Source organism: Stenotrophomonas sp. FR010 (assembly GCF_047520755.2).
Classification (GTDB): Bacteria; Pseudomonadota; Gammaproteobacteria; order Xanthomonadales; family Xanthomonadaceae; genus Stenotrophomonas; species Stenotrophomonas sepilia.
This window is the reverse complement of record NZ_JAXBQT020000001.1, coordinates 1-21131: the sequence shown is the minus strand read 5'-3', so window position 1 is coordinate 21131 and position 21131 is coordinate 1. Positions and strand designations below refer to the sequence as shown.

The window sequence follows — 21131 nt, the reverse complement described above, 5'->3', positions numbered from 1 at the left end:
CCGGGATCCCATTACGTGAAGGCCAGCAAGTCCGCCACGCTCAACCAGCGTATCCGCAGCGATCTGGAAAGCCGCATCCTCAGTGGGGAGTGGGCGCCGGGCTTCCGGATTCCGTACGAGCACGAGCTGATGGAGCAGTACGGCTGCTCGCGGATGACGGTGAACAAGGTGCTGACCGCACTGGCCGAGAGCGGCATGATCGAACGCCGCCGTCGTGCGGGTTCATTCGTGGCGCGTCAGCCGCCGCACCTGGAGCAGGTAGCGCTGGAGATTCCCGATATCGCGATGGAGGTCGGTTCGCGCGGCCACCAGTACGCGTACCGCCTGCTGCAGCGCGAGCTGCGCCTGGCCGACGCCGGCAATGCCGGTGAAGTGGAGCTGGCCGGCAGCGAGAAGCTGCTGGCGATGCGCTGCCTGCACCTGGCCGATGGCCGTCCGCTGGCGCTGGAGCATCGCCTGATCAGTCCGGTGGGTGTGCCCGAGGTACTGGAAGTCGATTTCAGTACCACCGCGCCGGGCAGCTGGTTGCTGCAGAACGTGTCCTGGACGCGCGCGCAGCACCGCATCAGCGCCTGGGGCGCGGATACCGCCACGGCCAGGCTGCTGGAGGTGAAGCCGGGCACCGCCTGCCTGGTGATCGAGCGCCTGACCTGGCGCGGTGAACAGCCGATCACCCGCGTGCGCCAGGTGTTCCTGGGGGATGCCTGGGACCTGGTTGCGCGCTTCGCGCCGGGCGCTCGCTAGGGATTCCATCCACGCATGGCGTGGATCTACTGGTCCGGTACGGCTGTCGTCTTGAACTCTGTTGGTGCGTGTGTACGATGTGTATCGTCCCTGCATGAAGAGCAGGGACCTCATCCGGGATCTGGAGGCGGCAGGTTGGACCTGTTGCAGGATTCGCGGATCCCATCATGTATTCGTGCACCCGCAGTGGCCTCGCATCATCACCGTGCCTCACCCCAGAAAGGATCTGGGCAAGGGGCTGGTTCAGGCGTTGCGGAAGCTCGCAGGACTGACGTAGGAGGTCCCATGCGCTATCCAGTCTTGATTGAGGCCGGCGATGAACGCACCGCGTGGGGGGTCATCGTTCCCGATCTGCCGGGGTGCTTCTCGGCAGCCGACACGCTTGACGATGCACTCAGCGCGGCCGAGGAGTCTGCGCTTGCCTGGATCGATGCGGCCCTGGATGAGGGGCGCTCGATTCCCAGTCCTTCTGCGCTACAGAAGATCGTCGCCGAGGCTCCCAGTGGTACGGCCTGGATTCTTGCCTACATCTGCATTGATCCATCTCTGCTGGACGACACCATCGAACGGGTCAACATCAGCCTGCCGCGTCGCATCCTGGCCAGGCTGGATGCGCAGGCCAGGGCGGCCGGCGAATCCCGCTCCAGTTACATCGCCCATCTCGCAGCATTGGGCTGAGCGGGCGCCCTGTAGAGCCCAGCCCATGGTCGGCTGCTGTTCGCGCGTTGCGCGATGAGTCGAGCGTGGCTCGACTCTGCAAAGGCATCCACGCATCGCGTGGATCTACCAGAGATTCGTGTGTCGGGATTCAGTAGGTCCACGCCATGCGTGGATGTTGCCCCATCAATACGTAGCGCACTGCCGCCAGCGCACCGGCTCATCCACGCCGGGGCGGGCATTGAGCTGGATGCGCACGTTGCGCAGGGCAGGGTAGTGCAGCACTTCCTCACAGACCTGCGGCCAGACCTTTTCCAGTTCACCGGTGCGGTTGATCGCCAGCGTCTGGCGGGTCAGCCAGACACCGCTGGCGATGCCGGGCTTGCCGGCCAGGGCGCGGGCCAGATCGGCCTGGAAGCGCTCCAGCGTGGCCGCATCCGGATTGGGATTGCTGCGCGCGTCGGCCGCCGGGGCGACGGCAGCCGCGGGTGAAGGGGCGGCCGGGAGCACTGCCGCGGTGCCAGCAGGTTCCGCCGCAGGCGCGGTTGAAGGCGTCGCCACCACCGGTGCCGCAGCAACCGGCGCGGCCTCTTCCACACGCAGGCCCTGCAGGCCCAGGCCAACCAGCAGCCCCAGCGTTGCCGAACCCAGTGCGGCGATGGCGATGCGGCGCAGCGCTTCGTGCCGGGCGCTGGCGCGCACGCGTGCTTCGATGTCGCCGGGCAGGTAAGGCTGCAGCAATGGCCACAGGCGCGGGCCGTCCAGCACTTCAACCGCCTGCTTCTCGGCGGCGCTGCGGCCGCCGCGCTCGATGCGGCCTTCGGTCAGCAGCACGCCGCCCTTGGCACCGGCCAGGCGCGCGGCCGCACCCAGCTCGTTCACTGCGGCGGTGCCGATGCGGTAGGCCAGGCCATGCTTGCACGACACCAGCCAGTGGTTGGGGCCATCGCTGAGCATGAAATCGCTGCTTGGCTCGCGGGCTTCTTCCGCCGGATCGATCAGTTCACGCAGGCCGCGCTGTTCGCGCAGCATGCGCTTGACCAGAACCGAGAATTCGCGCCAATGCATGCCCGCCAGGGCCTGCAGGCCGAGTTGCATCTCCTTCTGCCGCCGCTTGACCCACCACAGATAGACAACGGCCAGGGAACAGCTAAGCAGGGCCGACAGCAGGGCCAGGATCCAGGGGAGCATGCAGAAGTAGGGCGGAAGGGGCGAAAGCGGAGGACGACAGTGTAAAGGTCGCGGTGCCTGGCCGGGTCAGGATGTTCCTGACAGAAAGCGTGATGGAGCGCGCAGATCGGCGCACAGCGGGCACGAAAAACCCGCCAATCCTGAAGCCGTGAGGGGAGGGAACAAACGGCAGCCGAAGCGATTGGCGGGTTGCTCGCGATTGTCAATCATATTTTATTGCATTGCAACAATCGTGGTCAGGGCACGCTGTCCGGAGACTGATGGCTGCCCGGAGCAGGGGCATTCGTGCCGGACGCGGCGCGGTTTTCCAGCTTGGCCAGGCGCGCGTGCAGGGCATCAATGCGGGCCTCCAGCGCGGTCACTTCGTCGGCGGTGGGTACATGCAGGCGCTTGAGTACGCCCTGCACCTGGTCATCGAAGGCCTTCTCCACCTTGTTCCAGGTGCCGGAGGCCTTCTCGCGGGCCTCGTCCAGCGAGGTCTCGACATTGTCACGCCAGCCCGGGCCCTGATCGCCGTTGCGTTCACGGCGGCGGGCTTCCCAGGCTTCGCCTTCCTTCACCAGGCCATCGAAGAAGCGGCTGCCCTCGGCCTGGGCGCGACCCAGCGCACCCAACCCGGCCAGCCAGACCTGCTGGGCCGAATCGCTCAGCTTGCGCGAGAAGCGCTCGGCCTGGTCACCGAAAGAGGCATCGTCGTTGCGGCGGTCGTCGTTCTCGTAGTGGTTCATCGCACTTCCCGTGGGAGTTGGGCCTGCCCCCAAGAGTAGCGCGCACCGGCGTTGCACGGCCGTGACGGCCGCCGCCGGGGTTCAGCCCAGCTTTTCCTTCAGCACACGCTGGATCTCGCCTTCGACCATGCCCTTCATCGCCGACAGCAGGAAGCCCAGCTTGGCGGTTACGCGCACGGCACCCGGCTGCAGTTCGATCGCACCGTCCACGCCGCTGCCGGAGAAGTTCAGTACGTCGGCGGTCCAGGACGACTTCAGGCCAAAGCGCTCGGACAGCTTGGCAGCGACCTGTTCGATCGCGGCGCGCGCCTGTGCATCGGGCAGGGCGTGGGCGTGGCGGACATCGATGGTGGACATGCAGGCTCCTGGCGCAGGGCGGGGTAGGTCGAAGAGGGCAAGCATTGTGCGCATCAAGGGCCGCCGCGCCAAGCACTCATCGTGGGTTCTTCTTCGTTGGCGACCAACCTGCTAGTCTGCGCCGCGTGCAGAACCTGCTTGTTCACTTCAGTCAACAACAACAGCCCGACCAGCCCTTGCGGCCCGGGGTGCAGCGCATCGTGCGCCAGGCCAACGGCAGCGTGCGGCTCGGAGATCCCGGCCACGGCGCACTGCTGCTGGCCCAGTTCTGCATGGATGATCGCGGCCTCTGGCTGCAGGTCGGCAACGGCATCCGCGGCGTCCACGTCAACGGTCGCCCGGTACGCCGGATGGCCCTGCTGCGTGCAGGCGATGCGGTGTATGTGGATGGCGTGGAGATGGTCCTGCAGGGCGAGGTCGAAAGCCTGCTGCAGGCGCCTGCGCCGAAAACCGAAGATGGCAGCGACGAGCAGCAGCGGCTGCTGCGCGGTGTCGGCGGCCTCCATCATGGCCGCAGCTTCACCCTGTCGCGGGCCCGCCTGATCGGGCGTGGCAACGAGGCTGACATCGCCATCGATGACCCGGCTTTTGCCGAGCAGCATGCCCGCGTGGAAGTGCACGGCGAACGCGTGCTGCTGCGCGACCTCGGCAGTGCCGACGGCACCCGCGTCAATGGCGTGGCCGTGCGCCATTGCTGGCTGCAGGCCGGCGACCAGGTGGTGTTCGATGGCCAGCACCGTTTCGTGCTGGAAGTGCCGCATGATCCACGCCGGCGGTCGTTGCCGGTCGAGGACGAGTCGGGCGAGGACGTGGAACAGGCGCCGGTGCTGCCGGCTGCGCCGCGCAGGGTGCGGCGCTGGCCGTGGCTGCTGGTCAGTGCGCTGCTGCTGGCCGCGCTGCTCAGCCTGCTGCTCTGGTTCGGCGCGCGCTGACGATGGTGCCGGCCGCTGGCCGGCAACCGCCGCCCCTGAATCCGTGAGGTTGCCGGCCAGCGGCCGGCACTACCCGGTCGCGTTGCCGATGGATTCCAATGAAACCAAATTTCCCTTGCCGCACAAGGCCGCAAGGCTGGTGCACTGCGGCATACTAGGGGTCTTGCCCCACAGGTGTGACATGACGCGCGCGTTCAACTTCAGTGCCGGCCCTGCGACTTTGCCGGAATCGGTCCTGCGTCAGGCGCAGGCGGAAATGCTGGACTGGCACGGGTCCGGCGCTTCGATCGTGGAAATGAGCCATCGCGGCGCGGAATTCATGTCCGTGGCCGCCGAGGCCGAGGCCGACCTGCGTCGCCTGCTCGATATCCCCGAAGACTATGCGGTGCTGTTCCTGTCCGGTGGTGCCACCACCCAGCAGGCGTTGATCCCGCTGAACTTCGCCGCCCCCGGCCAGCGTGCCGACTACGTGGTCAGTGGCCACTGGGGCAAGACCGCGGTCAGGCAGGCCGGTGTCTACGTGGACGTCAACATCGCCGCCAGCAGCGAGGCCGATGGCTATCGCACGCTGCCGCGGCACGCCGATTGGCAGCTCTCGCCGGATGCCGCCTACGTGCACATCACCGCCAACGAGACCATCCACGGCGTCGAGTTCCGTGATGTGCCCGATACCGGCAATGTGCCGCTGGTGGCCGACTTCAGTTCGTCCATTGCCAGCGAGCCGCTGGACGTGCGCCGCTACGGCGTGATCTATGCCGGTGCGCAGAAGAACCTGGGTCCGGTCGGCATCGCGGTGATGATCATCCGCCGCGACCTGCTCGAGCGCAGTGGCCAGCCACGCGCGGACATCTTCGATTACCGCTCGCATGTCGCCCGCGATTCGATGCTGAACACCCCGCCGACCTGGAACTGGTATCTGGCCGGTCTGGTGTTCAAGTGGATGCTGGCCGAGGGCGGCGTGACCGAGTTCGCCAGGCGCAATGCCGCCAAGGCCGCGCTGGTGTACGGCGCCATCGACGGCTCCGGCGGCTTCTACCGCAATGAGGTTGCACACGCGGCCCGTTCGCGGATGAACATCCCGTTCTTCCTGCCCGATGCCGATCTCGATGCCCGCTTCGTGGCCGAGGCCAAGGCCGCTGGCCTGCTGGCGCTGAAGGGGCACAAGGTCGTCGGTGGCATCCGTGCCTCGCTCTACAACGCCATGCCGCTGGCCGGGGCCGAGGCGCTGGTCGCCTTCATGGCCGATTTCCAGCAGCGTCACGGCTGAGCAATGAACGGCGCGCACCGTCGGGTGCGTGCCCCGCAACAAGGAATTCCGATGGCAAGCAGCAAATCCAGCAAGAAGGCGCCGAAGAAGGCCGAACCGGCCAAGGACAGCGTGCCCACCAAGGCGAAGGGCAAGGCCAAGGCCACCTCGAACCCGGCACCCACCCTGGCGCCGCTGGCGCTGGCCGATGTGCGCTCGAAGATCGACCAGATCGACCGCGACATCCAGAGCCTGATCGCCGAGCGCGCGCGCTTCGCCCACCAGGTCGGCAAGGCCAAGGGCAAGCTCGCCGCCGCTGTCGACTACTACCGCCCCGAGCGCGAAGCGCAGGTGCTGCGCATGGTGGTGGACCGCAACGAAGGCCCGCTCAGCGATGAACTGCTGGTGCACGTCTACCGCGAGATCATGTCGGCCTGCCTGGCCCAGCAGGAGCCGCTGAAGATCGGCTACCTCGGCCCGGAAGGTACTTTCAGCCAGCAGGCGGTGCTCAAGCATTTCGGCCGTTCGGCGCTGGGCCTGCCGATGGCCAGCATCGAAGAGGTGTTCCAGGAAGTGGAAGCGGGCAACGCCGATTTCGGCGTGGTGCCGGTGGAGAATTCGGGGCAGGGCACCATCCAGATCACCCTGGACATGTTCCTGACCTCCAACCTGAAGATCTGCGGCGAAGTGGAACTGCGCGTGCAGCAGTACCTGATGTCGCGCAGCGGCCGCATCGAGGACATCGAGCGCATCTACGCGCATCCGCAGTCGTTCATGCAGACCTCGGCGTGGCTGCGCGCCAACCTGCCGAAGGCCGAGAAGATTCCGGTGTCGAGCAACGCCGAGGGCGCGCGCCGTGCGCGCAACGCCGACGACGCGGCGGCCATCGGCGGCGAGAGTGCCGGCCACGTGTACGGCCTGAAGAAGGTGGTCACCAAGCCGATCCAGAACGATGCCGACAACACCACCCGCTTCCTGGTGGTGGGTCGCAACATTTTCCCGACCTCCGGGCACGACCGCACCTCGGTGCTGGTGTTCATCCATGACAAGCCCGGTGCGCTGTTCGACGTGCTCAGCCCGTTCGCCCGCCACGGCATCAGCATGAACCGCATCGAGTCGCGGCCGTCACACCACGGCAAGTGGGAGTACGGTTTCTTCATCGACCTGGCCGGCCACATCGACGACGCGCCGATGCAGGCCGCGCTGGCCGAACTGGAAGCGCACTCGGCGCAGATCAAGGTGCTGGGCTCCTATCCGGTGGCCGTGCCCTGAGTGCTGCTACGGCGGCAACAGCCGCCGCTCCCTGATGCATCGCCGGTGCTGCCGGTGTTTACGGAATGATCGAACGATGAGCAACGCGCAACACTGGATTGCCCGCAAGGGCCAGCCGCTGCAGGGCAGCCTGACCATTCCCGGCGACAAGTCGGTCTCGCACCGCTCGGTGATGTTTGCCGCGCTGGCCGACGGCACCTCGCACATCGAGGGCTTCCTGGAAGGCGAGGACACCCGCGCCACGGCGCGCATCTTCAGCCAGCTGGCGGTGCGCATCGAAACCCCCAGTCCGTCGCAGCGCGTCGTGCACGGCGTCGGCATCGATGGCCTGAAGGCGCCGGATGCACCGCTGGATTGCGGCAATGCCGGTACCGGCATGCGCCTGCTGGCCGGCTTGCTGGCAGGGCAATCGTTCGACTGCACGCTGATCGGCGATGAGTCGCTGTCCGGTCGCCCGATGCGCCGCGTGACCGGCCCGCTGTCGCAGATGGGCGCAAGGATCGACACCCAGGACGATGGCACGCCACCGTTGCGCGTGCATGGTGGCCAGACGCTGCACGGCATCGATTTCGCCTCGCCGGTGGCCAGCGCGCAGGTCAAGTCGGCGGTGCTGCTGGCCGGGCTGTATGCGCAGGGCGAAACCAGCGTGACTGAACCGCACCCGACCCGCGACTACACCGAGCGCATGTTGTCCGCATTCGGCGTGGACATCGCGTTTTCGCCGGGCAAGGCCCGCCTGCGCGGTGGCCAGCGCCTGCGCGCCACGGATATCGTGGTGCCCGCCGATTTCTCTTCGGCCGCGTTCTACCTGGTCGCCGCCAGCATCATTCCCGGTTCCGAGCTGCGCCTGAAGCAGGTCGGCCTGAATCCGCGTCGCACTGGCCTGCTGCATGCGCTGCGCCTGATGGGTGCGGACATCAGCGAAGAGAACCCGGCAGAACAGGGCGGTGAACCGGTGGCCGACCTGGTGGTGCGCTACGCCCCGCTGAAGGGCGCACGCATTCCGGAAGAACTGGTGCCGGACATGATCGACGAGTTCCCGGCGCTGTTCGTGGCGGCAGCTGCTGCAGAAGGCCAGACCGTGGTGACCGGCGCCGCCGAGCTGCGGGTGAAGGAATCCGATCGTCTCGCAGCGATGGCCACCGGCCTGCGCGCGCTGGGCATGCAGGTGGACGAAACTGAAGACGGTGCCACCCTGCATGGTGGCGTGCGCTTGGGCAGCGGCACCATCGAAAGCCACGGCGACCACCGCATCGCCATGGCGTTCGCCATTGCCGGCCAGATCAGTAACGGCGAAGTGCGCATCAACGACATCGCCAATGTCGCCACGTCCTTCCCGGACTTCGACGGCCTGGCGCGCAGCGCCGGCTTCAACCTGGCCTGACCGGCGGATCAGGTTTTCCGGTAGGTGCCAACCATGGTTGGCACGCGCCCCCTGTCCGGTAGGTGCCAACCTCGGTCGGCACGCTCACATCGCCCGGTAGGTGCCGACCTTCCTTGGTCGGCACGCTTCTCCGCATAAAAGGACGGAGGCCGAAGCCTCCGTCTAAACATCACGAACCCCTCGTCCGCGATCAACGCTGTCCGGTACGGAAATCCACCGGGACCCGCACCACACTGGCCACTGCACGGCCTTCATGCATCGCCGGCTGGAACTTCCAGTTCTGCACAGTGCTCAGCACCGCACGATCCAGGTCACGGCTGCGCTCGCCGCTGCGCGAAACAATCGCAGCATTGGTCACTTGGCCGCGGGCATCGACATTCAGGCTGGCGATCACGCTGCCCTGCACGCCATTGCGCAGCGCGGCAGCGGGGTAGGTCGGCTTGCTGTTGCCCGCCAGCGGGCGCGCCTCGCGATTGCGTACGGCAGGGGTCGCCTTGCGCTGGTTGCCGGCCGCTGCGGCCTGGCGTGCCGCAGGCTGCTGTACGTCGGCGACCGGCGCCTGCTCGGGCGCGGGCAGCATGCGCTCGCCGACCGGTGCCGGCGCCACGTCTTCCTGGTTCGAGTGACGCAGCCAGAGCAGCGCGGCGGCAAACATCGCCACGATCAGCGCGATCCACATCCAGGGCGACGTGGGCTTGTGCTGTTCGCTGGCGTCCTGCTGTTGCTGCGGCGAATGAAGGTCTTCGTGGGTGGTGGCGGTCATCGCAAACTCCTTCCGTCAATGGACGACGGGGAGAGTGTTGCGCGGGCCAGTGGCGGGAAGTGTCAGCGTTGCGTCAACGCAACCGGCAGGGTTCAGTTTGCCTGCCGGGAAACGTTCAGTTACTGGGTCTTGAAGTCGAACGGCACTTCAATGCTGCCCGGTACGGCCTGGCCGTTGCTCTGTGCCGGGGTGAAGCGCCAGCGGCGCACCGCATCGGTCGCGGCACGGTCGAGCTCGCGTGAGCCGCTGCGCTGGATCACCGTGGCATTGTTCGGATAGCCGGTGGCATCCACGTCCACGCGCACCACCACGCTGCCGGTCTCGCCGGCGCGCAGCGCGGCGACCGGGTAGGCCGGTGGAGGCGACTGGCCGGCAATCGGCATCGGCTGGCTGTTGCCTGTGGCAGCCGGCACCGGCGCCGGTGCGACCGGGGCCGCTTCAGCGACGGGCGCCGGCGGTGGCAGCGGGGTTTCGACCAGCTTCGGGGCTTCCTCCTCGGCCGGGGCCGGCTTGGCATCGGGCATGTCGCTGGAACCGGCGGCCGCAGCCAGCGGTTCGGGCAGCGGTTCCACCTGCGCCGTCTCCTGCGGGGTCTGTGCGGCCGGGTCGGCGCGGAAGAATTCCTTGTCGCGACCGGTGTACCAGACCAGCACGAACAGCAGCACGCCCACGCCGAAGGCGATGCCCGCGATCTTCAGGGCGTTGCGCGGGATATGCACGGTAAACGACTTGGCGGACGACGAGCGGGGTGCAGACATGGACCGGACCAGTACGGAATGCCCCGATTCTGCCACGGCGGGAATGAACCGGGCGGCAGAAATCCGTATAACAAGCGATAATCCCATCCCTGATACCCACCACGACACCTGCCATGCTTGATCCAGCCCTGCTCCGCCACCAGCCCGCCGACCTCGCCGAACGCCTGCGCGCCAGCCGCGGCTTCGAGCTCGACGTGTCTGCCTTGGAGTCCCTGGAGGCTGATCGCAAGCGCATCCAGGTGCGGACCCAGGAGCTGCAGAGCCTGCGCAACAGCCGTTCCAAGGCCATCGGCCAGGCCAAGGCCAAGGGCGAGGACGTGTCGGCCATCATGGCTGAAGTTGCCGCCTTCGCCGATGAGCTGAAGGCCTCGGAAGTGGCGCTGGACGAGCTGCGCGAGAAGATCGAAGCGATCTCGATGGGGATCCCGAACCTGCCGGCCGATGACGTGCCAGCCGGTGCTGACGAGAACGACAACGTCGAGCAGGCGCGCTGGGGTACTCCGCGCCAGTTCGACTTCAAGGTGCTTGACCACGTCGAACTGGGCGCCCGCAATGGCTGGCTGGACGGCGAGACCGCGGCCAAACTGTCCGGTTCGCGCTTCACCGTCCTGCGCGGCCCGATCGCGCGCCTGCACCGCGCCCTGGCCCAGTTCATGGTCGACCTGCACACCGGCGAGCACGGTTACGAGGAAACCAACGTACCGCTGCTGGTCAATGCTGACTCGCTGCGCGGCACCAGCCAGCTGCCGAAGTTCGAGGACGACCTGTTCAAGACCGCCGTGGGCGACTCCACGCGTTATCTGATCCCGACCTCGGAAGTGCCGCTGACCAACATCGTGCGCGACGAGATCGTCGACGCCGAGCGTCTGCCGCTGCGCATGACCGCTCACTCGATGTGCTTCCGTGCCGAAGCCGGCAGCGGCGGCCGCGACGTGCGCGGCATGATCCGCCAGCACCAGTTCGAGAAGGTCGAGCTGGTCTCGATCAGCCGCCCGGAAGACAGCGACGCCGAGCACCAGCGCATGACCCGCTGTGCCGAAGTGGTGCTGGAAAAGCTGGGCCTGCCGTACCGCAAGGTGCTGCTGTGCACCGGCGACATGGGCTTCTCGGCGGTGAAGACCTACGATCTGGAAGTCTGGCTGCCGTCGCAGGAGACCTACCGCGAGATCTCCTCGTGCTCGAACTGTGGTGATTTCCAGGCCCGCCGCATGCAGGCGCGCTGGCGCAACCCGGCCACCGGCAAGCCGGAGCTGGTGCATACCCTGAACGGCTCGGGCGTGGCGGTTGGCCGTGCGATGATCGCGGTGATGGAGAACTACCAGAACGCCGACGGCAGCATCACCGTGCCGGAGGCCCTGCGCCCGTACATGGGCGGCCTGGAAACGATCGCCTGACAGCCGGCGCTTTGCGCCGCCGCCCGAGCGTAGGCTCGGGCGCTACAGATCCATGTAGAGCCGAGCCTATGCTCGGCTCTCCTTTATGGCCCGCAGCTTCTCCAGCGGTACCCATCCCGGTTCGCCGGTCTCCGGCACGCACCACGCCCAGCCATTGAGGGTGCGCAGCCCGCGCAAGATCTGCCCGGGATCCACATCCAGCTCCCGCGCGCAGTAATCCTCCGTGGCATAGGCGTCACCCTGCGCATCGTGACCGATCACCGGCGCCGGCACGAAACCGGGCTGCTGCCCTTCGGCTCGGCACAGGAACCAGTCGTCCCAGCCCTCCGGGCCTTCATAACGTTCGCCCACCACCAGCGCCTGGCCACGGCGAAGGGTGATCGGTTGGGGAAATTCGCTGCGGTGCGCAGCTGTCACGATGTAGTTCATGGCCCCAGCCTAGCGCGTCGCAAAAGAAAACGGCCCCGCATAGCGGGGCCGCCAGGGTGGGCCGGGATGGGGGAGGGGATCCCGGCCCGCGTTCAGCGCCCAGACGAGGAGAGAGGGGCGCCGAACGTTGGAACGCGTTACGCAGCGACGGCTTCGGCCGCTTCGTGCGACGGCAGTGCGGCCAGTGCACCGGCAATGGCGTCTTCACGGTGCTGCGGCGAATAGGCGATGCCCTCGGCGCGCACGAATTCGACCTCGTTGATGCCCATGAAGGCGAACACCTGGCGCAGGAACGGCTCCTGGAAGTCGGCCGGCGAGTCGGTGTAGATGCCGCCACGGCTGCTGGCGATGATCACCCGCTTGCCACCGGCCAGGCCCACCGGGCCGTTCTCGGTGTACTTGAAGGTGCGGCCGGCCACGGCCACGCGGTCGATCCAGGCCTTCAGCGTGGACGGAATGCTGAAGTTGTACATCGGCGCGCCGATCACCACGATGTCGGCGTCCAGGAACTGCTGCATCACCTGTTCAGCATCGGTCGCCTCGGCCGCGTCGGTCCTGGCCAGCGAGCTGCTGCGCAGATGCGGTACCGGATTGGCGTCAAGATCGCGATAATCGACCTGCAGGTCATCGATCTGGCTGGCGAAGCGGGCGACCACGGCGGCCGACAGCTGGCGCGAGACGGAGTTGTCGCCAAGCACGCTGGCGTCGAGATGCAGAAGCTTCATGGCAGTCACCTGTGTTCTGGGAGGAAGGGGCGGGGTGGCCCCGCCGACGGAGAGAACGATAGGTTGTTGCAAAGGCGGAATAAAGGTGATTGAATGCCACGTATTGTTCTAGATATGGAACCCGGGTATGCATGACCTGAATGACCTGTACTACTTCGCGATGGTGGTCGACCACGGCGGATTCGCCGCCGCCGAGCGCGCACTGGGTATTCCCAAGTCGCGCCTGAGCCGTCGCATCAGCCAGCTGGAAACCGACCTGGGCGTACGCCTGCTGCAGCGCTCCACGCGCCGTTTCGCGGTCACCGATGTCGGCACCAGCGTGCATCGCCATGCGCAGACGATGCTGGCCGAGGCCCAGGCCGCCCGCGAAGTGGTGGACCGCCTCAGCGCGGAGCCGCGCGGCGTGGTGCGCGCCAGCGTGCCGGTGTCACTGGCGCAGATGCAGCTTCCCAAGCTGCTGCCCAAGTTCCTGGAGCAGTATCCGAAGGTGCGGCTGCAGCTGAACATCAGCAACCGCCGCGTGGATATCATCAATGAAGGCTACGACGTCGCCCTGCGCGTGCGTTCGCGCCTGGATGACGACGGCAGCCTGGTGATGCGCAGCTTCGGTCAGGTGCAGGAACTGCTGGTGGCCAGCCCGAAGTACCTGGACCGCGCCGGACGCCCCAAAGACCCGGAAGAGCTCACCCAGCACGTCACCCTCAGCATCAGCGAAGACGAAGCACGCCAGCGCTGGGAACTGCATGGCCCGGAAGGCGAAGTGCGCCGGGTTGACCTGCAGCCGCGCGTGGCCGGCTTCGACTTCCCGCTGCTGCAGAGCATGGTGAAGGACGGCTTTGGCATCACCATGCTGCCGGAAACCGTCTGCGCCGACGCCGTGCGCAATGGCGAGCTGGAAGTGGTGCTGCCGGACTGGTCGTTGCCGCAGGGCGTGTGCCACGCCGTGTTCGCCTCGCGCCGCGGGCTGTTGCCAGCGGTGCGCGTGTTCATCGACTTCCTGGCCGAACATCTGCCGCCGCAGCTGGAGGCCTCGCGCCTGGATTGCGGTGGCGCCTGTGAGAAGGCCAAGGAGCGGATCAAGGCCAGTGCGCTGGGTGCGCTGGCGGTGGATGCCGGCTGAGGCACCTACCCGCAACTGCACCGCTAATCTGTGAAACGGTAGCGCCGGGCCATGCCCGGCGTTGCTGTTTTCCAGCGCTGATCAGTTCCGGCCGAACAGCCGGTCCCAGAAGCTGCGGCGTCGCGCTGCGGCCGATGTGGGCTCGGCAATGACCGGCGCTTCCAGCACCGCCATCAGTTCCGCGCTGCGCGGCTTCTTCAGGAAGCGCGCATAGTCCAGATAGCCGGTCACCTTGCTCATGTGCAGGCGCTCGGGCATCGCCGGTAGCTCGCCACCCTGTAGCAGCACCCGCAATGCCTGCGGGCGGTCCAGGCGGATCGCCTCGTACAGGGCAGTGCCGCCGCAGCCCGGTTCGATCTGGTTGGCGCGCTGCGGCGCACCCTTCAGCAGGTCCTGCAATGCCTCCGTGTCGTCTCGTTCGACGGCAGCCACCAGTCGCGCCAGCGCCTCGGCTTCTGCAACTGGCAGGTTGTCGCGATAGGCCTGGTCGGCAATCTCGCGCTCGTCGCGCCCATCACCGCCTTGGATGCAAAGGAAGTCGGTGACCAGCGCGACCGGAATGCCGGACGTATCCAGCGCCCAGTAGCTGGGATAGACACCGTCGCCCCAGCCGCTAGTGAACACCACCAGGCCGTGCGGCGAGTCCTCGCCCCAGGGGCGATATTCGGCGCCTTCATCCAGGCCATCGTGGTCGATCAGTGCATCCGACCATTCACCGTCTTCGTCGCCATCGGCCTCTTCGATCAGGGCCAGCAGCGCCTGCTGGGTGTCGGTGTCCATGAAGCAACCGATGCCGGCATCGACCGGGTAGCCGATGAAGCTGTCCTCATCGAGGCCGGTCAGGTCCTGCGTGGTCCAGCGCGCCATCTGCCAGTGCAGGGCGGTCTCGGTGAGAGCTTCGCGGGGTTTGAACCAGACCACGGCCAGCGCCGGGCGGCCGCTGTGCACGATGATCTCGACCGGATGCCGGCCCAGCGGGGCGGTGTAGTCGGCCAGCGCCGGTGCCTCGGCCTGGACCAGCGGATCGCAGACCACCAGCTGCCCGCTGCTGACCGGCAGGTGTCCGGCGAAGGTGCGGTGCAGGGCCACCGCAGCCAGCTGGGTGTCGTCCAGCAGGCAGGTGCGCAGGTTGGCCAGATCGAGATGGGCCATGGCGGCTCCGAGTGCGGTGAAGGCCCCCACCGTGCCGGATGCGAAGGTCAGGGGCAAGGGTGGTCTTGGGCAAATGCGCTTCACGTGCGAGAATACGTCGCTGCCCGGGCGACCGGGGACCCGATTGGAGAGATGGCCGAGCGGTTTAAGGCACCGGTCTTGAAAACCGGCGAAGGGTTAAACCTTCCGTGGGTTCGAATCCCACTCTCTCCGCCAGGATTAAAGAAGCCCCTGTTCTTGCAGGGGCTTTTTTGTTGAAGGATGCATCGCTGGCATGACATGGGCCATGGCGCGCCCCGATTGCGCTTCTGCAGTAGGTCATGCAATCCAACCGGTGAAGTAAGAGCGCCCTCAAAAGGGCGCTCTATGGCTTGTAGTGAGCCTACCCCTGAGGGCGTGGATCAGGCACTTGGTCGCCTGCGAATCCCTTGTAAAGCAGAGATGCCCTGCTGTCGGCAGCCGCCAGCTCGGCTGAGCTGAGGCGCATCTTCGCAATCTCAATCGCTGCCTTGTGATCGCCCAGGATGTAGGCCAAACGGAGGTAGGCTGCACCATCTACCGCGTTTGGCACTTTCGATTCGCGGTACGACTCCGAGATCGCGTATAGCGCGTAGAAGTTGCCTGATAGCACCTGATTTCGGAGTAGCACCTGGCCGTCCATGAAATTTTTCTCCATGGCAATCCGTTTTCCCAGCACCGCAGATGCAGTGGGGTCACCCGCTGACGCCTTTTGTTGCAGTACATCTATCGACTCTGAACGCAGTCGCTCGAGTTCAATTTGCGATGGATATTTGTGGCGGATCAGCCACTCAGCTTCTTCTTGCGACTTTGCCTGCAACGGTCCGGCGTCTCTGCAGTCTCCAGTGCATAGGCGCTGTGCAACTGCATTGGAGTCATTGGGTCCGCCAACGTTTGATTGCCGCGACGCGATGGCGCGTGGTGCCTGATCCGGGTTGGCGGTCCGCGAAACGGCTCGTTCTGCCGTCGTTGACATACTGCTCTGGTCAGAGGCCGTTTGTTCTGAGCAGGCAGTTGCGGTGACCACAAAAATGGCTGCAAACAGGATCGATCTGGTGTGCATTATTGTACCCCACACATATTGTTCTGGACCTGGGTCCACCACTTGGAACATGACGCAATGATCAACAGGGTTCGCACTGCTCTGCCGTTGCCGTCGTGCAACGGATGGATCGACAAGAACTGAAATGCTGCAGCTTCGTCCACCTGCTCATTCGGGCTATCGAGATGCTCCGCGAGGAATGACATCAAATCTTCTATCTGCTGCGGCACCCTGGCTTCCGACGGGCAGACCAGGCTTGCTTCCAAGGGTGATGTAGCTCCTACCCAAGAGCGATCCGATCGAAGTTGAAAATGCGCAACTCCGGAGCAATGGGTGAGCTGCTCCAAGAAGCGCTTCCATTCCCGAAGGTCGCTGGTTGCCAGCGGACGAAGACTTTGAACGATGCGGTCTGCGGCGATGGGAGCAAGGGAATGGCTCTTGACCGCTTTGAGCCTGTGGACACGACTGAGCCTTGCTGTGATGAGTAGAAGCGGCCTTAGCCTTGCTTCGTCCATCCTCCAGTCAGTAAATGAGATTGAAGAGAATATGCGCCCCGACAGCGGCTGGGGGCTGGAGACAACGACCGCGTGGTCCTCCCAGATGCGAGGGTCGGCCGCTTCTTTGATCAACGGCAGCGGCCTGAACAGGCAGCCTGGATGGACTTGAAGGGCCGACGGCATCTTTTCATGATTCCCGGTAGTGGACTAAGTACATGGGGAGCGCTTCAGCCCCCTGATATCCACTAGCGTTGGACGGGCCTGATCTCCCCCATTGGTTTGGGAAGATTTTTCCCCAGCCGCAGAACAACTATCGTGATGGTGCGTAAGCCGTAGCAGAAAATCTTGGCCGGCGCTGGTGCGGCTGGCCGGCTGCCTGGACGGTGCTGGACTTCCAATGAGGTGTCGTTTGCTGGCTTGGTGTGCGAGGCCACCCTTGTCGTCATTGATATGCGGCAAGTACGAGCGAATCTGGTGCAGCGTCTTCATTGGCTTGGAGGGACGTTGCAGCCCTCCATCTTGGACCTTCTTGCTTCCTCCGCAGCCGTCACACGGCCATCGAACAATCAGGTCAGCTTGCACCACGTGAGATGGGCGAGCGCCGATGCATGAAGACAGATGCACTCATCCCCGACGCCCACCCTTCGGCTTGTTATGGCACAACGGGTAACTCGAGCACGACCGGAACGCCCCATGCGGCCCATTGCGGTCCACGAACACGCCCACCTTGCACACCGGGCAGCGCTCTTCGCGGATGGCCGCGCCTGAAATCGTGGTCACTTCCACTGCGCCTTCCTTCACCAGCTCATCCAGGAACGGCGAGTGCTTGCCCTGCAGGGTGAACATCGCAACCGATCGTCGCGCCCGCGTCAGCGCGACATAGAACAGGCGCCGTTCTTCGCTCAGCGGATAGGTATCGCCGTCCGGCATTGCCAGCGAAAGCACCGGGTCATCCGCGCGCAGGCTCGGGAAGCTGCGGTTGATCACGCCCGGCAGGATCACGTAGTCCGCCTCGCGCCCCTTTGATCGATGTGCGGTCAGGAACTCGACGTCCATCGTGCTGCCAAAGGCCGTCTTCCAATCCGAAGGCACCGCGCCGCGGTCCGCGCGGTAGCGCCCCAGAACAAAGACCGTCACGCGCCCGTTGCGGCCCTGCGCCACCGCGCCTGACAATAGTTGCTGGTGCAGTTTCGACAGGTATTGGCGAACGCCATCGTGCACCTCCTCACGCCGGTTCATCTGGAACGCCTGCAGCACCGGGCCCATTGCCGGCGCAGCAGAGCGGACCTTCTTGGCGATCTGCGCGGGGTTGCGGCTGATGAAGCGGCTGGAAACATCACACAGCGCCTGCGGGCAGCGGAACGTCTGCTCCAGTTTCAGCACCTGGCCATGCCCCATCCATTCGCGGAATCCGGTCATCACCGAAACGTCGGCGCCAGCGAAGCGATTGATCGATTGCCAGTCATCGCCCACCGCAAACAGATGGCGGCCCGGTTGGCTGACCAAGGCACGGCAGAGGCGCGCACGGGCGCGCGACGCGTCCTGGAATTCGTCGGCCATCACCAGTTCGTAGGGCGACTCATAGTGGCCCTGTTCCAGCAGCCCGGCGGCCATGTTGAGCATGTCCTCGAAGTCGATGCTGCGCTCGTCAGCCAGCGCGTTGTCCCAGGCCTGGAAAACCGGCCCGGCGATCTCCAGGAAGCGCCGGTAGCGTTCCTTGAACTGATCCTCGGGCATCTGCCGCAGGCGCGCCGCCATGTCATCCAGCGTCAGGCAGTTGCTCTTGGCATGCGCAATGAAGGTGCGCATCAGGCCAATCAGGTCTGCATCCGGCATCGGCTTGGCGCCCTGGTCAGGCAGCTCGCGGTCCGGGTGCGGGTCGAGTTCGACACCAGACGCACCCAGCCGCTCGGCAAGATGCTGCAGGGCCTGTCCACTGCGCAGGCCGAACGACGTCGTTTCGACCAGTGCGGTGCCGCGTGCCGCATGCTGCTGCCGCTTCCAGTGCATCCCTTCGCTGTAGTTGGCAAAGTGCTTCGGCGGATGGCCATCGGCATCCAGCGCAAAGTGCTCGTGATACAGCCGGGCGTCCGGATAGTAGAAGTCCGGACGATACTGGCGGTGGGTATCCGTCGCGGTATCGAACTCGTAGCGCCGCTCGTAGTCGTACGCCACTCCGTTGTAGAACAGCCAGTCGGCGATGACGCACTCTTCCAGGCTCTTCACCCGCTCACCCTGCAGTGTACGTATGTAGGGTGTGCCATCGCGGTCGTAACCATCGGCCATCATGTCGGCACCCAACGGCGGCAGATCGCGTCCGAACACCAGGCGGAACATGTCCCACTGGGTGCGGAAGTGGGTCGAACGGTCCTTCAGGTCGTCCACCAGTTCGGCCAGCTTGTTGAAGCCCAGCGTTGCGTCGACCGCCCATTCCGGGATATCGGGCTTGCGCCCTGTGGCCTTGGCGATGAGGGACAGGCCCAGGGCGTGGAAGGTCCGGGCTTCCACCACGGTGTCGCCCATGCCGAGCCGGTCGAAGCATCGCTGCGCGCGCTCTTCCAGCTCCTTGGCGGCGTCCTTGTTGAAGGCGAGCATCACGATCCGTTCGGGCTCCACGAAGCCGCGATCGATGGCATAGGCGGCCTTGGCAACCATCGTGGAGGTCTTGCCAGAGCCGGCCGCGGCCACGACCTGCACCCGGTTGTCGAAGCAGATGACGGCGCGGGCCTGCTCCGCGGTCAGCGGCCTGCTCTCGACCCGGTCCAGGAAGGGCTTGGCCAGACCCAGTTCACGGGTCGCCATTGCCTCATTGGCGTCCGCCCACATGGCGGGCCAATCCAGCTGCCAGTCGTGCAGTGCATCCAGTGCCATGCGGTGGCGGTCCGAGTGCAGGTCGTCATGCACCTCCTCGTCGAGGAACAGCTGCTCCAGCTCGGCTGACGGGAGGGGCAGGGACGGGCGTTCGGCCAGCAACGCCTGCTGCTGTTCGTACGTGATCCAGCGGCGGCCGGTGGTGCCTCGGTCGGTAAGCGCATCTGCCTCGGCCAGCCACGCCTGGATCTGCGCCAGAACGTGCTCAAACAGTGCCTTGCGCCCTCGTCTGGAGCGCGCGAAAAGCACGTGCTGAACGGCAGCGGCAAGCCGGGAGCCCTGGCTGTTCGGCAGCCCATCCACGGACAGTGCTTCACCGTGCTCGGTCGTCAGTTCGACCCGGGACCAGAGCACGCCGCGAACGACCCGCACGCTGTGTTCGTTCGCCACATGCTGGTGGTATTGCCTGCCGTCGATCAAAAGCGCGAGCTGTTCGCCATCCAGCCGCAACTGCCAGTCCGGCGAGCGGGTGACACGCTGGCCCCAGCCCGAGGGGCGCCATTCCATAGACATCCAGATACTGCCTTGCGTACGTCACCGGGCGTAAAGCGCCCTTGCCGCCCCATGATAAGGCGGCTTGGCGTGGCACGTTGCGTTTTTCCGGTCAGTCGCGCGCGTGAGCCAGCGATGGCATTGCACCCTCGCCGGCGCGACAGGCGTCAGGCGTTCACATCCACGACGATGCGGCCGCGCACCTTGCCGGGGATGATCTGCTCATAGACATCCAGCACCTCGGCGAGGCCGATCTGCTGCACGGTGCTTTCCAGCTTCTGCGGGTCCAGGTCGGTCGCAAGCCGATCCCAGGCGCGCTGGCGAACCTCTTGTGGAGCATTCACCGAATCCACGCCGGCCAGGGTCACGTTGCGCAGGATGAAGGGCAATACCGAGCCGTGCAGAGCGTCGCTCTGCGCCAGGCCGCACGCGGCCACGGCACCGCGATACTTCGTCTCGGCGATGGCGTTGACCAGGGTAGGGCCGCCGGCCACATCCACCACGCCGGCCCAGCGTTCGGCACTCACCGGCCGCTCGCGCGGCTCCGAGAGCTGCGCACGATCGATGATCTCGGCCGCACCCAGGTTGTGCAGATACTCGGCGTGCTCTGGTCGCCCGGTGGCGGCCACCACGCGGTAACCCAGCTTCGAGAGGATCGCCACCGCGATCGAGCCGACGCCACCGTTGGCGCCAGTCACCAGCACATCGCCCTTCTCGGGCGTCACCCCGGCATGTTCCAGGGCCAGCACGCACAGCATCGCGGTATAGCCAGCGGTGCCGATGGCCATGGCATCGCGGGTGCTCAGGTTGCCGGGAATCCGGTTGAGCCATTCGCCGCGTACGCGGGCGCGCTGTGCCAGGCCGCCGTGGTGGCCCATGCTCAGGTCCCAACCATTGAGCACGACGCGGTCGCCTGGCTTGAAGTCGGCCCTGCTGGATTCCAGCACCACGCCTGCCAGATCGATGCCGGGAATGAGCGGGAATCTCCGAATGATCGGACTCTTGCCGGTGAGCGCAAGCGCATCCTTGTAGTTGAGCGTGGAGTACTCGACCTGCACCAGGACATCGCCGTCCATCAGGTCCGCCTCGTCGAAATCGACCAGCTCGGTCGAAAGCTGGTTGTTCGTCTTGCCGGTCAGCAGGGCTTTGAACGTCATGGATGGCCTCACATTGATGGAATGGGGCCATGCTAGGCTCGTGCCACTATTGCAACAAGAACGATGATTTTCCGTAGGTACTATGGTTTTCCGGAGTATGCATGCGTTGGACCGACCAGCCTTTCGTAGACATCCGGACGCCATAATTCATGGCAATGACCGAGGTGTTTATGGGCAACAGCAAGCAGTACACGGATGAGTT

The 21131-nt window shown here is 65.7% G+C and carries 21 protein-coding genes and 1 tRNA gene; 10 read left to right on the top strand and 12 right to left on the bottom strand.

The window, feature by feature from the left end; all coding sequences use genetic code 11:
* Positions 1-15 precede the first annotated feature (15 nt).
* From hutC to ACM0PK_RS00100, 3 genes are all read left to right on the top strand, one after another.
* Positions 16-744 carry a histidine utilization transcriptional repressor HutC gene (gene hutC / locus ACM0PK_RS00110; RefSeq protein ID WP_262221650.1) on the top strand — a complete coding sequence of 243 codons (729 nt, stop codon included), beginning with the start codon at positions 16-18 and terminating at the stop codon, positions 742-744.
* A gap of 94 nt (positions 745-838) precedes the next feature.
* Positions 839-1021, top strand: a complete 183-nt coding sequence (locus ACM0PK_RS00105; RefSeq protein ID WP_081280897.1) for a type II toxin-antitoxin system HicA family toxin — start codon at positions 839-841, stop codon at positions 1019-1021.
* 8 nt (positions 1022-1029) lie between these two features.
* Positions 1030-1422: a type II toxin-antitoxin system HicB family antitoxin gene (locus ACM0PK_RS00100; protein ID WP_414607280.1), complete on the top strand. Its 393-nt coding sequence runs from the start codon at positions 1030-1032 to the stop codon at positions 1420-1422.
* 165 nt (positions 1423-1587) lie between these two features.
* On the opposite strand, the gene ACM0PK_RS00095 is transcribed toward ACM0PK_RS00100, so the two are convergent.
* The 3 genes from ACM0PK_RS00095 to ACM0PK_RS00085 form a co-directional block, all read right to left on the bottom strand.
* A complete protein-coding gene (locus tag ACM0PK_RS00095; protein ID WP_180883917.1) occupies positions 1588-2592 on the bottom strand; it encodes a restriction endonuclease in 1005 nt (334 codons plus the stop codon).
* A gap of 236 nt (positions 2593-2828) precedes the next feature.
* Positions 2829-3320: a phasin family protein gene (locus tag ACM0PK_RS00090; protein WP_134970713.1), complete on the bottom strand. Its 492-nt coding sequence runs from the start codon at positions 3318-3320 to the stop codon at positions 2829-2831.
* Positions 3321-3401: 81 nt separating this feature from the next.
* On the bottom strand, positions 3402-3677 hold the full coding sequence (locus ACM0PK_RS00085) for a polyhydroxyalkanoic acid system family protein (RefSeq protein ID WP_005417302.1): 276 nt from the start codon (positions 3675-3677) through the stop codon (positions 3402-3404).
* Positions 3678-3802: 125 nt separating this feature from the next.
* On the opposite strand from ACM0PK_RS00085, the gene ACM0PK_RS00080 reads away from it, so the two are divergent.
* The 4 genes from ACM0PK_RS00080 to aroA all read left to right on the top strand — a co-directional run bounded on the left by ACM0PK_RS00080 (position 3803) and on the right by aroA (position 8511).
* On the top strand, positions 3803-4609 hold the full coding sequence (locus ACM0PK_RS00080) for an FHA domain-containing protein (protein WP_088496097.1): 807 nt from the start codon (positions 3803-3805) through the stop codon (positions 4607-4609).
* 181 nt (positions 4610-4790) lie between these two features.
* A complete protein-coding gene (gene serC / locus ACM0PK_RS00075; protein ID WP_414608052.1) occupies positions 4791-5876 on the top strand; it encodes a 3-phosphoserine/phosphohydroxythreonine transaminase in 1086 nt (361 codons plus the stop codon).
* A gap of 51 nt (positions 5877-5927) precedes the next feature.
* On the top strand, positions 5928-7127 hold the full coding sequence (gene pheA, locus ACM0PK_RS00070) for a prephenate dehydratase (RefSeq protein WP_005417297.1): 1200 nt from the start codon (positions 5928-5930) through the stop codon (positions 7125-7127).
* A gap of 76 nt (positions 7128-7203) precedes the next feature.
* Positions 7204-8511, top strand: a complete 1308-nt coding sequence (gene aroA, locus ACM0PK_RS00065; protein WP_414608051.1) for a 3-phosphoshikimate 1-carboxyvinyltransferase — start codon at positions 7204-7206, stop codon at positions 8509-8511.
* A gap of 190 nt (positions 8512-8701) precedes the next feature.
* Here aroA and ACM0PK_RS00060 read toward each other — a convergent pair whose 3' ends face one another.
* The gene (locus tag ACM0PK_RS00060; protein WP_188240841.1) at positions 8702-9274 is read right to left on the bottom strand and encodes an energy transducer TonB; all 573 of its coding nucleotides are present in this window, start codon (positions 9272-9274) and stop codon (positions 8702-8704) included.
* Between the two features lie 119 nt (positions 9275-9393).
* The gene (locus tag ACM0PK_RS00055) at positions 9394-10032 is read right to left on the bottom strand and encodes an energy transducer TonB (RefSeq protein WP_414608050.1); all 639 of its coding nucleotides are present in this window, start codon (positions 10030-10032) and stop codon (positions 9394-9396) included.
* Positions 10033-10145: 113 nt separating this feature from the next.
* Between ACM0PK_RS00055 and serS the strand changes: the two genes are divergently transcribed.
* Positions 10146-11426 (top strand): serine--tRNA ligase, encoded by a 1281-nt coding sequence (serS, locus tag ACM0PK_RS00050; protein WP_088497905.1) that lies wholly within the window; start codon positions 10146-10148, stop codon positions 11424-11426.
* A 66-nt stretch (positions 11427-11492) separates the two neighbouring features.
* On the opposite strand, the gene ACM0PK_RS00045 is transcribed toward serS, so the two are convergent.
* Positions 11493-11855, bottom strand: a complete 363-nt coding sequence (locus ACM0PK_RS00045; protein ID WP_414608049.1) for an SH3 domain-containing protein — start codon at positions 11853-11855, stop codon at positions 11493-11495.
* A gap of 137 nt (positions 11856-11992) precedes the next feature.
* The gene (locus ACM0PK_RS00040; RefSeq protein ID WP_072168109.1) at positions 11993-12580 is read right to left on the bottom strand and encodes an FMN-dependent NADH-azoreductase; all 588 of its coding nucleotides are present in this window, start codon (positions 12578-12580) and stop codon (positions 11993-11995) included.
* Between the two features lie 127 nt (positions 12581-12707).
* Between ACM0PK_RS00040 and ACM0PK_RS00035 the strand changes: the two genes are divergently transcribed.
* A complete protein-coding gene (locus ACM0PK_RS00035; protein ID WP_005410175.1) occupies positions 12708-13700 on the top strand; it encodes a LysR family transcriptional regulator in 993 nt (330 codons plus the stop codon).
* An 81-nt stretch (positions 13701-13781) separates the two neighbouring features.
* Here the strand turns inward: ACM0PK_RS00035 and ACM0PK_RS00030 are convergent, their stop codons facing one another.
* Positions 13782-14852, bottom strand: coding sequence for a DUF4241 domain-containing protein (locus tag ACM0PK_RS00030; protein ID WP_414608048.1), 1071 nt, complete (start codon positions 14850-14852; stop codon positions 13782-13784).
* Between the two features lie 126 nt (positions 14853-14978).
* Between ACM0PK_RS00030 and ACM0PK_RS00025 the strand changes: the two genes are divergently transcribed.
* Positions 14979-15068, top strand: a tRNA-Ser gene (locus tag ACM0PK_RS00025).
* A gap of 166 nt (positions 15069-15234) precedes the next feature.
* Here the strand turns inward: ACM0PK_RS00025 and ACM0PK_RS00020 are convergent.
* The 4 genes from ACM0PK_RS00020 to acuI form a co-directional block, all read right to left on the bottom strand.
* Positions 15235-15933: a hypothetical protein gene (locus ACM0PK_RS00020; protein ID WP_414608047.1), complete on the bottom strand. Its 699-nt coding sequence runs from the start codon at positions 15931-15933 to the stop codon at positions 15235-15237.
* Positions 15933-16592, bottom strand: a complete 660-nt coding sequence (locus tag ACM0PK_RS00015) for a Fic family protein (RefSeq protein WP_414608046.1) — start codon at positions 16590-16592, stop codon at positions 15933-15935. The genes ACM0PK_RS00020 and ACM0PK_RS00015 overlap by 1 nt, the downstream gene beginning before the upstream one ends.
* Before the next feature lie 441 nt (positions 16593-17033).
* The gene (locus tag ACM0PK_RS00010) at positions 17034-19787 is read right to left on the bottom strand and encodes a UvrD-helicase domain-containing protein (protein ID WP_414608045.1); all 2754 of its coding nucleotides are present in this window, start codon (positions 19785-19787) and stop codon (positions 17034-17036) included.
* 152 nt (positions 19788-19939) lie between these two features.
* Positions 19940-20929 (bottom strand): acrylyl-CoA reductase (NADPH), encoded by a 990-nt coding sequence (gene acuI / locus ACM0PK_RS00005; protein WP_005417278.1) that lies wholly within the window; start codon positions 20927-20929, stop codon positions 19940-19942.
* Positions 20930-21131: the final 202 nt, after the last annotated feature.

What these genes read in the sequence shown, in the direction of transcription:
- serC (WP_414608052.1), top strand. Translation starts at nt 4,791, where the DNA reads ATGACGCGCGCGTTCAACTTCAGTGCCGGCCCTGCGACTTTGCCGGAA.
- ACM0PK_RS00035 (WP_005410175.1), top strand. Translation starts at nt 12,708, where the DNA reads ATGCATGACCTGAATGACCTGTACTACTTCGCGATGGTGGTCGACCAC.
- ACM0PK_RS00060 (WP_188240841.1), bottom strand. Translation starts at nt 9,274, where the DNA reads ATGACCGCCACCACCCACGAAGACCTTCATTCGCCGCAGCAACAGCAG.
- ACM0PK_RS00095 (WP_180883917.1), bottom strand. Translation starts at nt 2,592, where the DNA reads ATGCTCCCCTGGATCCTGGCCCTGCTGTCGGCCCTGCTTAGCTGTTCC.
- serS (WP_088497905.1), top strand. Translation starts at nt 10,146, where the DNA reads ATGCTTGATCCAGCCCTGCTCCGCCACCAGCCCGCCGACCTCGCCGAA.
- aroA (WP_414608051.1), top strand. Translation starts at nt 7,204, where the DNA reads ATGAGCAACGCGCAACACTGGATTGCCCGCAAGGGCCAGCCGCTGCAG.
- ACM0PK_RS00020 (WP_414608047.1), bottom strand. Translation starts at nt 15,933, where the DNA reads ATGCACACCAGATCGATCCTGTTTGCAGCCATTTTTGTGGTCACCGCA.
- ACM0PK_RS00045 (WP_414608049.1), bottom strand. Translation starts at nt 11,855, where the DNA reads ATGAACTACATCGTGACAGCTGCGCACCGCAGCGAATTTCCCCAACCG.
- ACM0PK_RS00040 (WP_072168109.1), bottom strand. Translation starts at nt 12,580, where the DNA reads ATGAAGCTTCTGCATCTCGACGCCAGCGTGCTTGGCGACAACTCCGTC.
- ACM0PK_RS00015 (WP_414608046.1), bottom strand. Translation starts at nt 16,592, where the DNA reads ATGCCGTCGGCCCTTCAAGTCCATCCAGGCTGCCTGTTCAGGCCGCTG.
- acuI (WP_005417278.1), bottom strand. Translation starts at nt 20,929, where the DNA reads ATGACGTTCAAAGCCCTGCTGACCGGCAAGACGAACAACCAGCTTTCG.
- ACM0PK_RS00090 (WP_134970713.1), bottom strand. Translation starts at nt 3,320, where the DNA reads ATGAACCACTACGAGAACGACGACCGCCGCAACGACGATGCCTCTTTC.
- ACM0PK_RS00010 (WP_414608045.1), bottom strand. Translation starts at nt 19,787, where the DNA reads ATGGAATGGCGCCCCTCGGGCTGGGGCCAGCGTGTCACCCGCTCGCCG.
- ACM0PK_RS00100 (WP_414607280.1), top strand. Translation starts at nt 1,030, where the DNA reads ATGCGCTATCCAGTCTTGATTGAGGCCGGCGATGAACGCACCGCGTGG.
- ACM0PK_RS00105 (WP_081280897.1), top strand. Translation starts at nt 839, where the DNA reads ATGAAGAGCAGGGACCTCATCCGGGATCTGGAGGCGGCAGGTTGGACC.
- pheA (WP_005417297.1), top strand. Translation starts at nt 5,928, where the DNA reads ATGGCAAGCAGCAAATCCAGCAAGAAGGCGCCGAAGAAGGCCGAACCG.
- ACM0PK_RS00055 (WP_414608050.1), bottom strand. Translation starts at nt 10,032, where the DNA reads ATGTCTGCACCCCGCTCGTCGTCCGCCAAGTCGTTTACCGTGCATATC.
- ACM0PK_RS00085 (WP_005417302.1), bottom strand. Translation starts at nt 3,677, where the DNA reads ATGTCCACCATCGATGTCCGCCACGCCCACGCCCTGCCCGATGCACAG.
- ACM0PK_RS00030 (WP_414608048.1), bottom strand. Translation starts at nt 14,852, where the DNA reads ATGGCCCATCTCGATCTGGCCAACCTGCGCACCTGCCTGCTGGACGAC.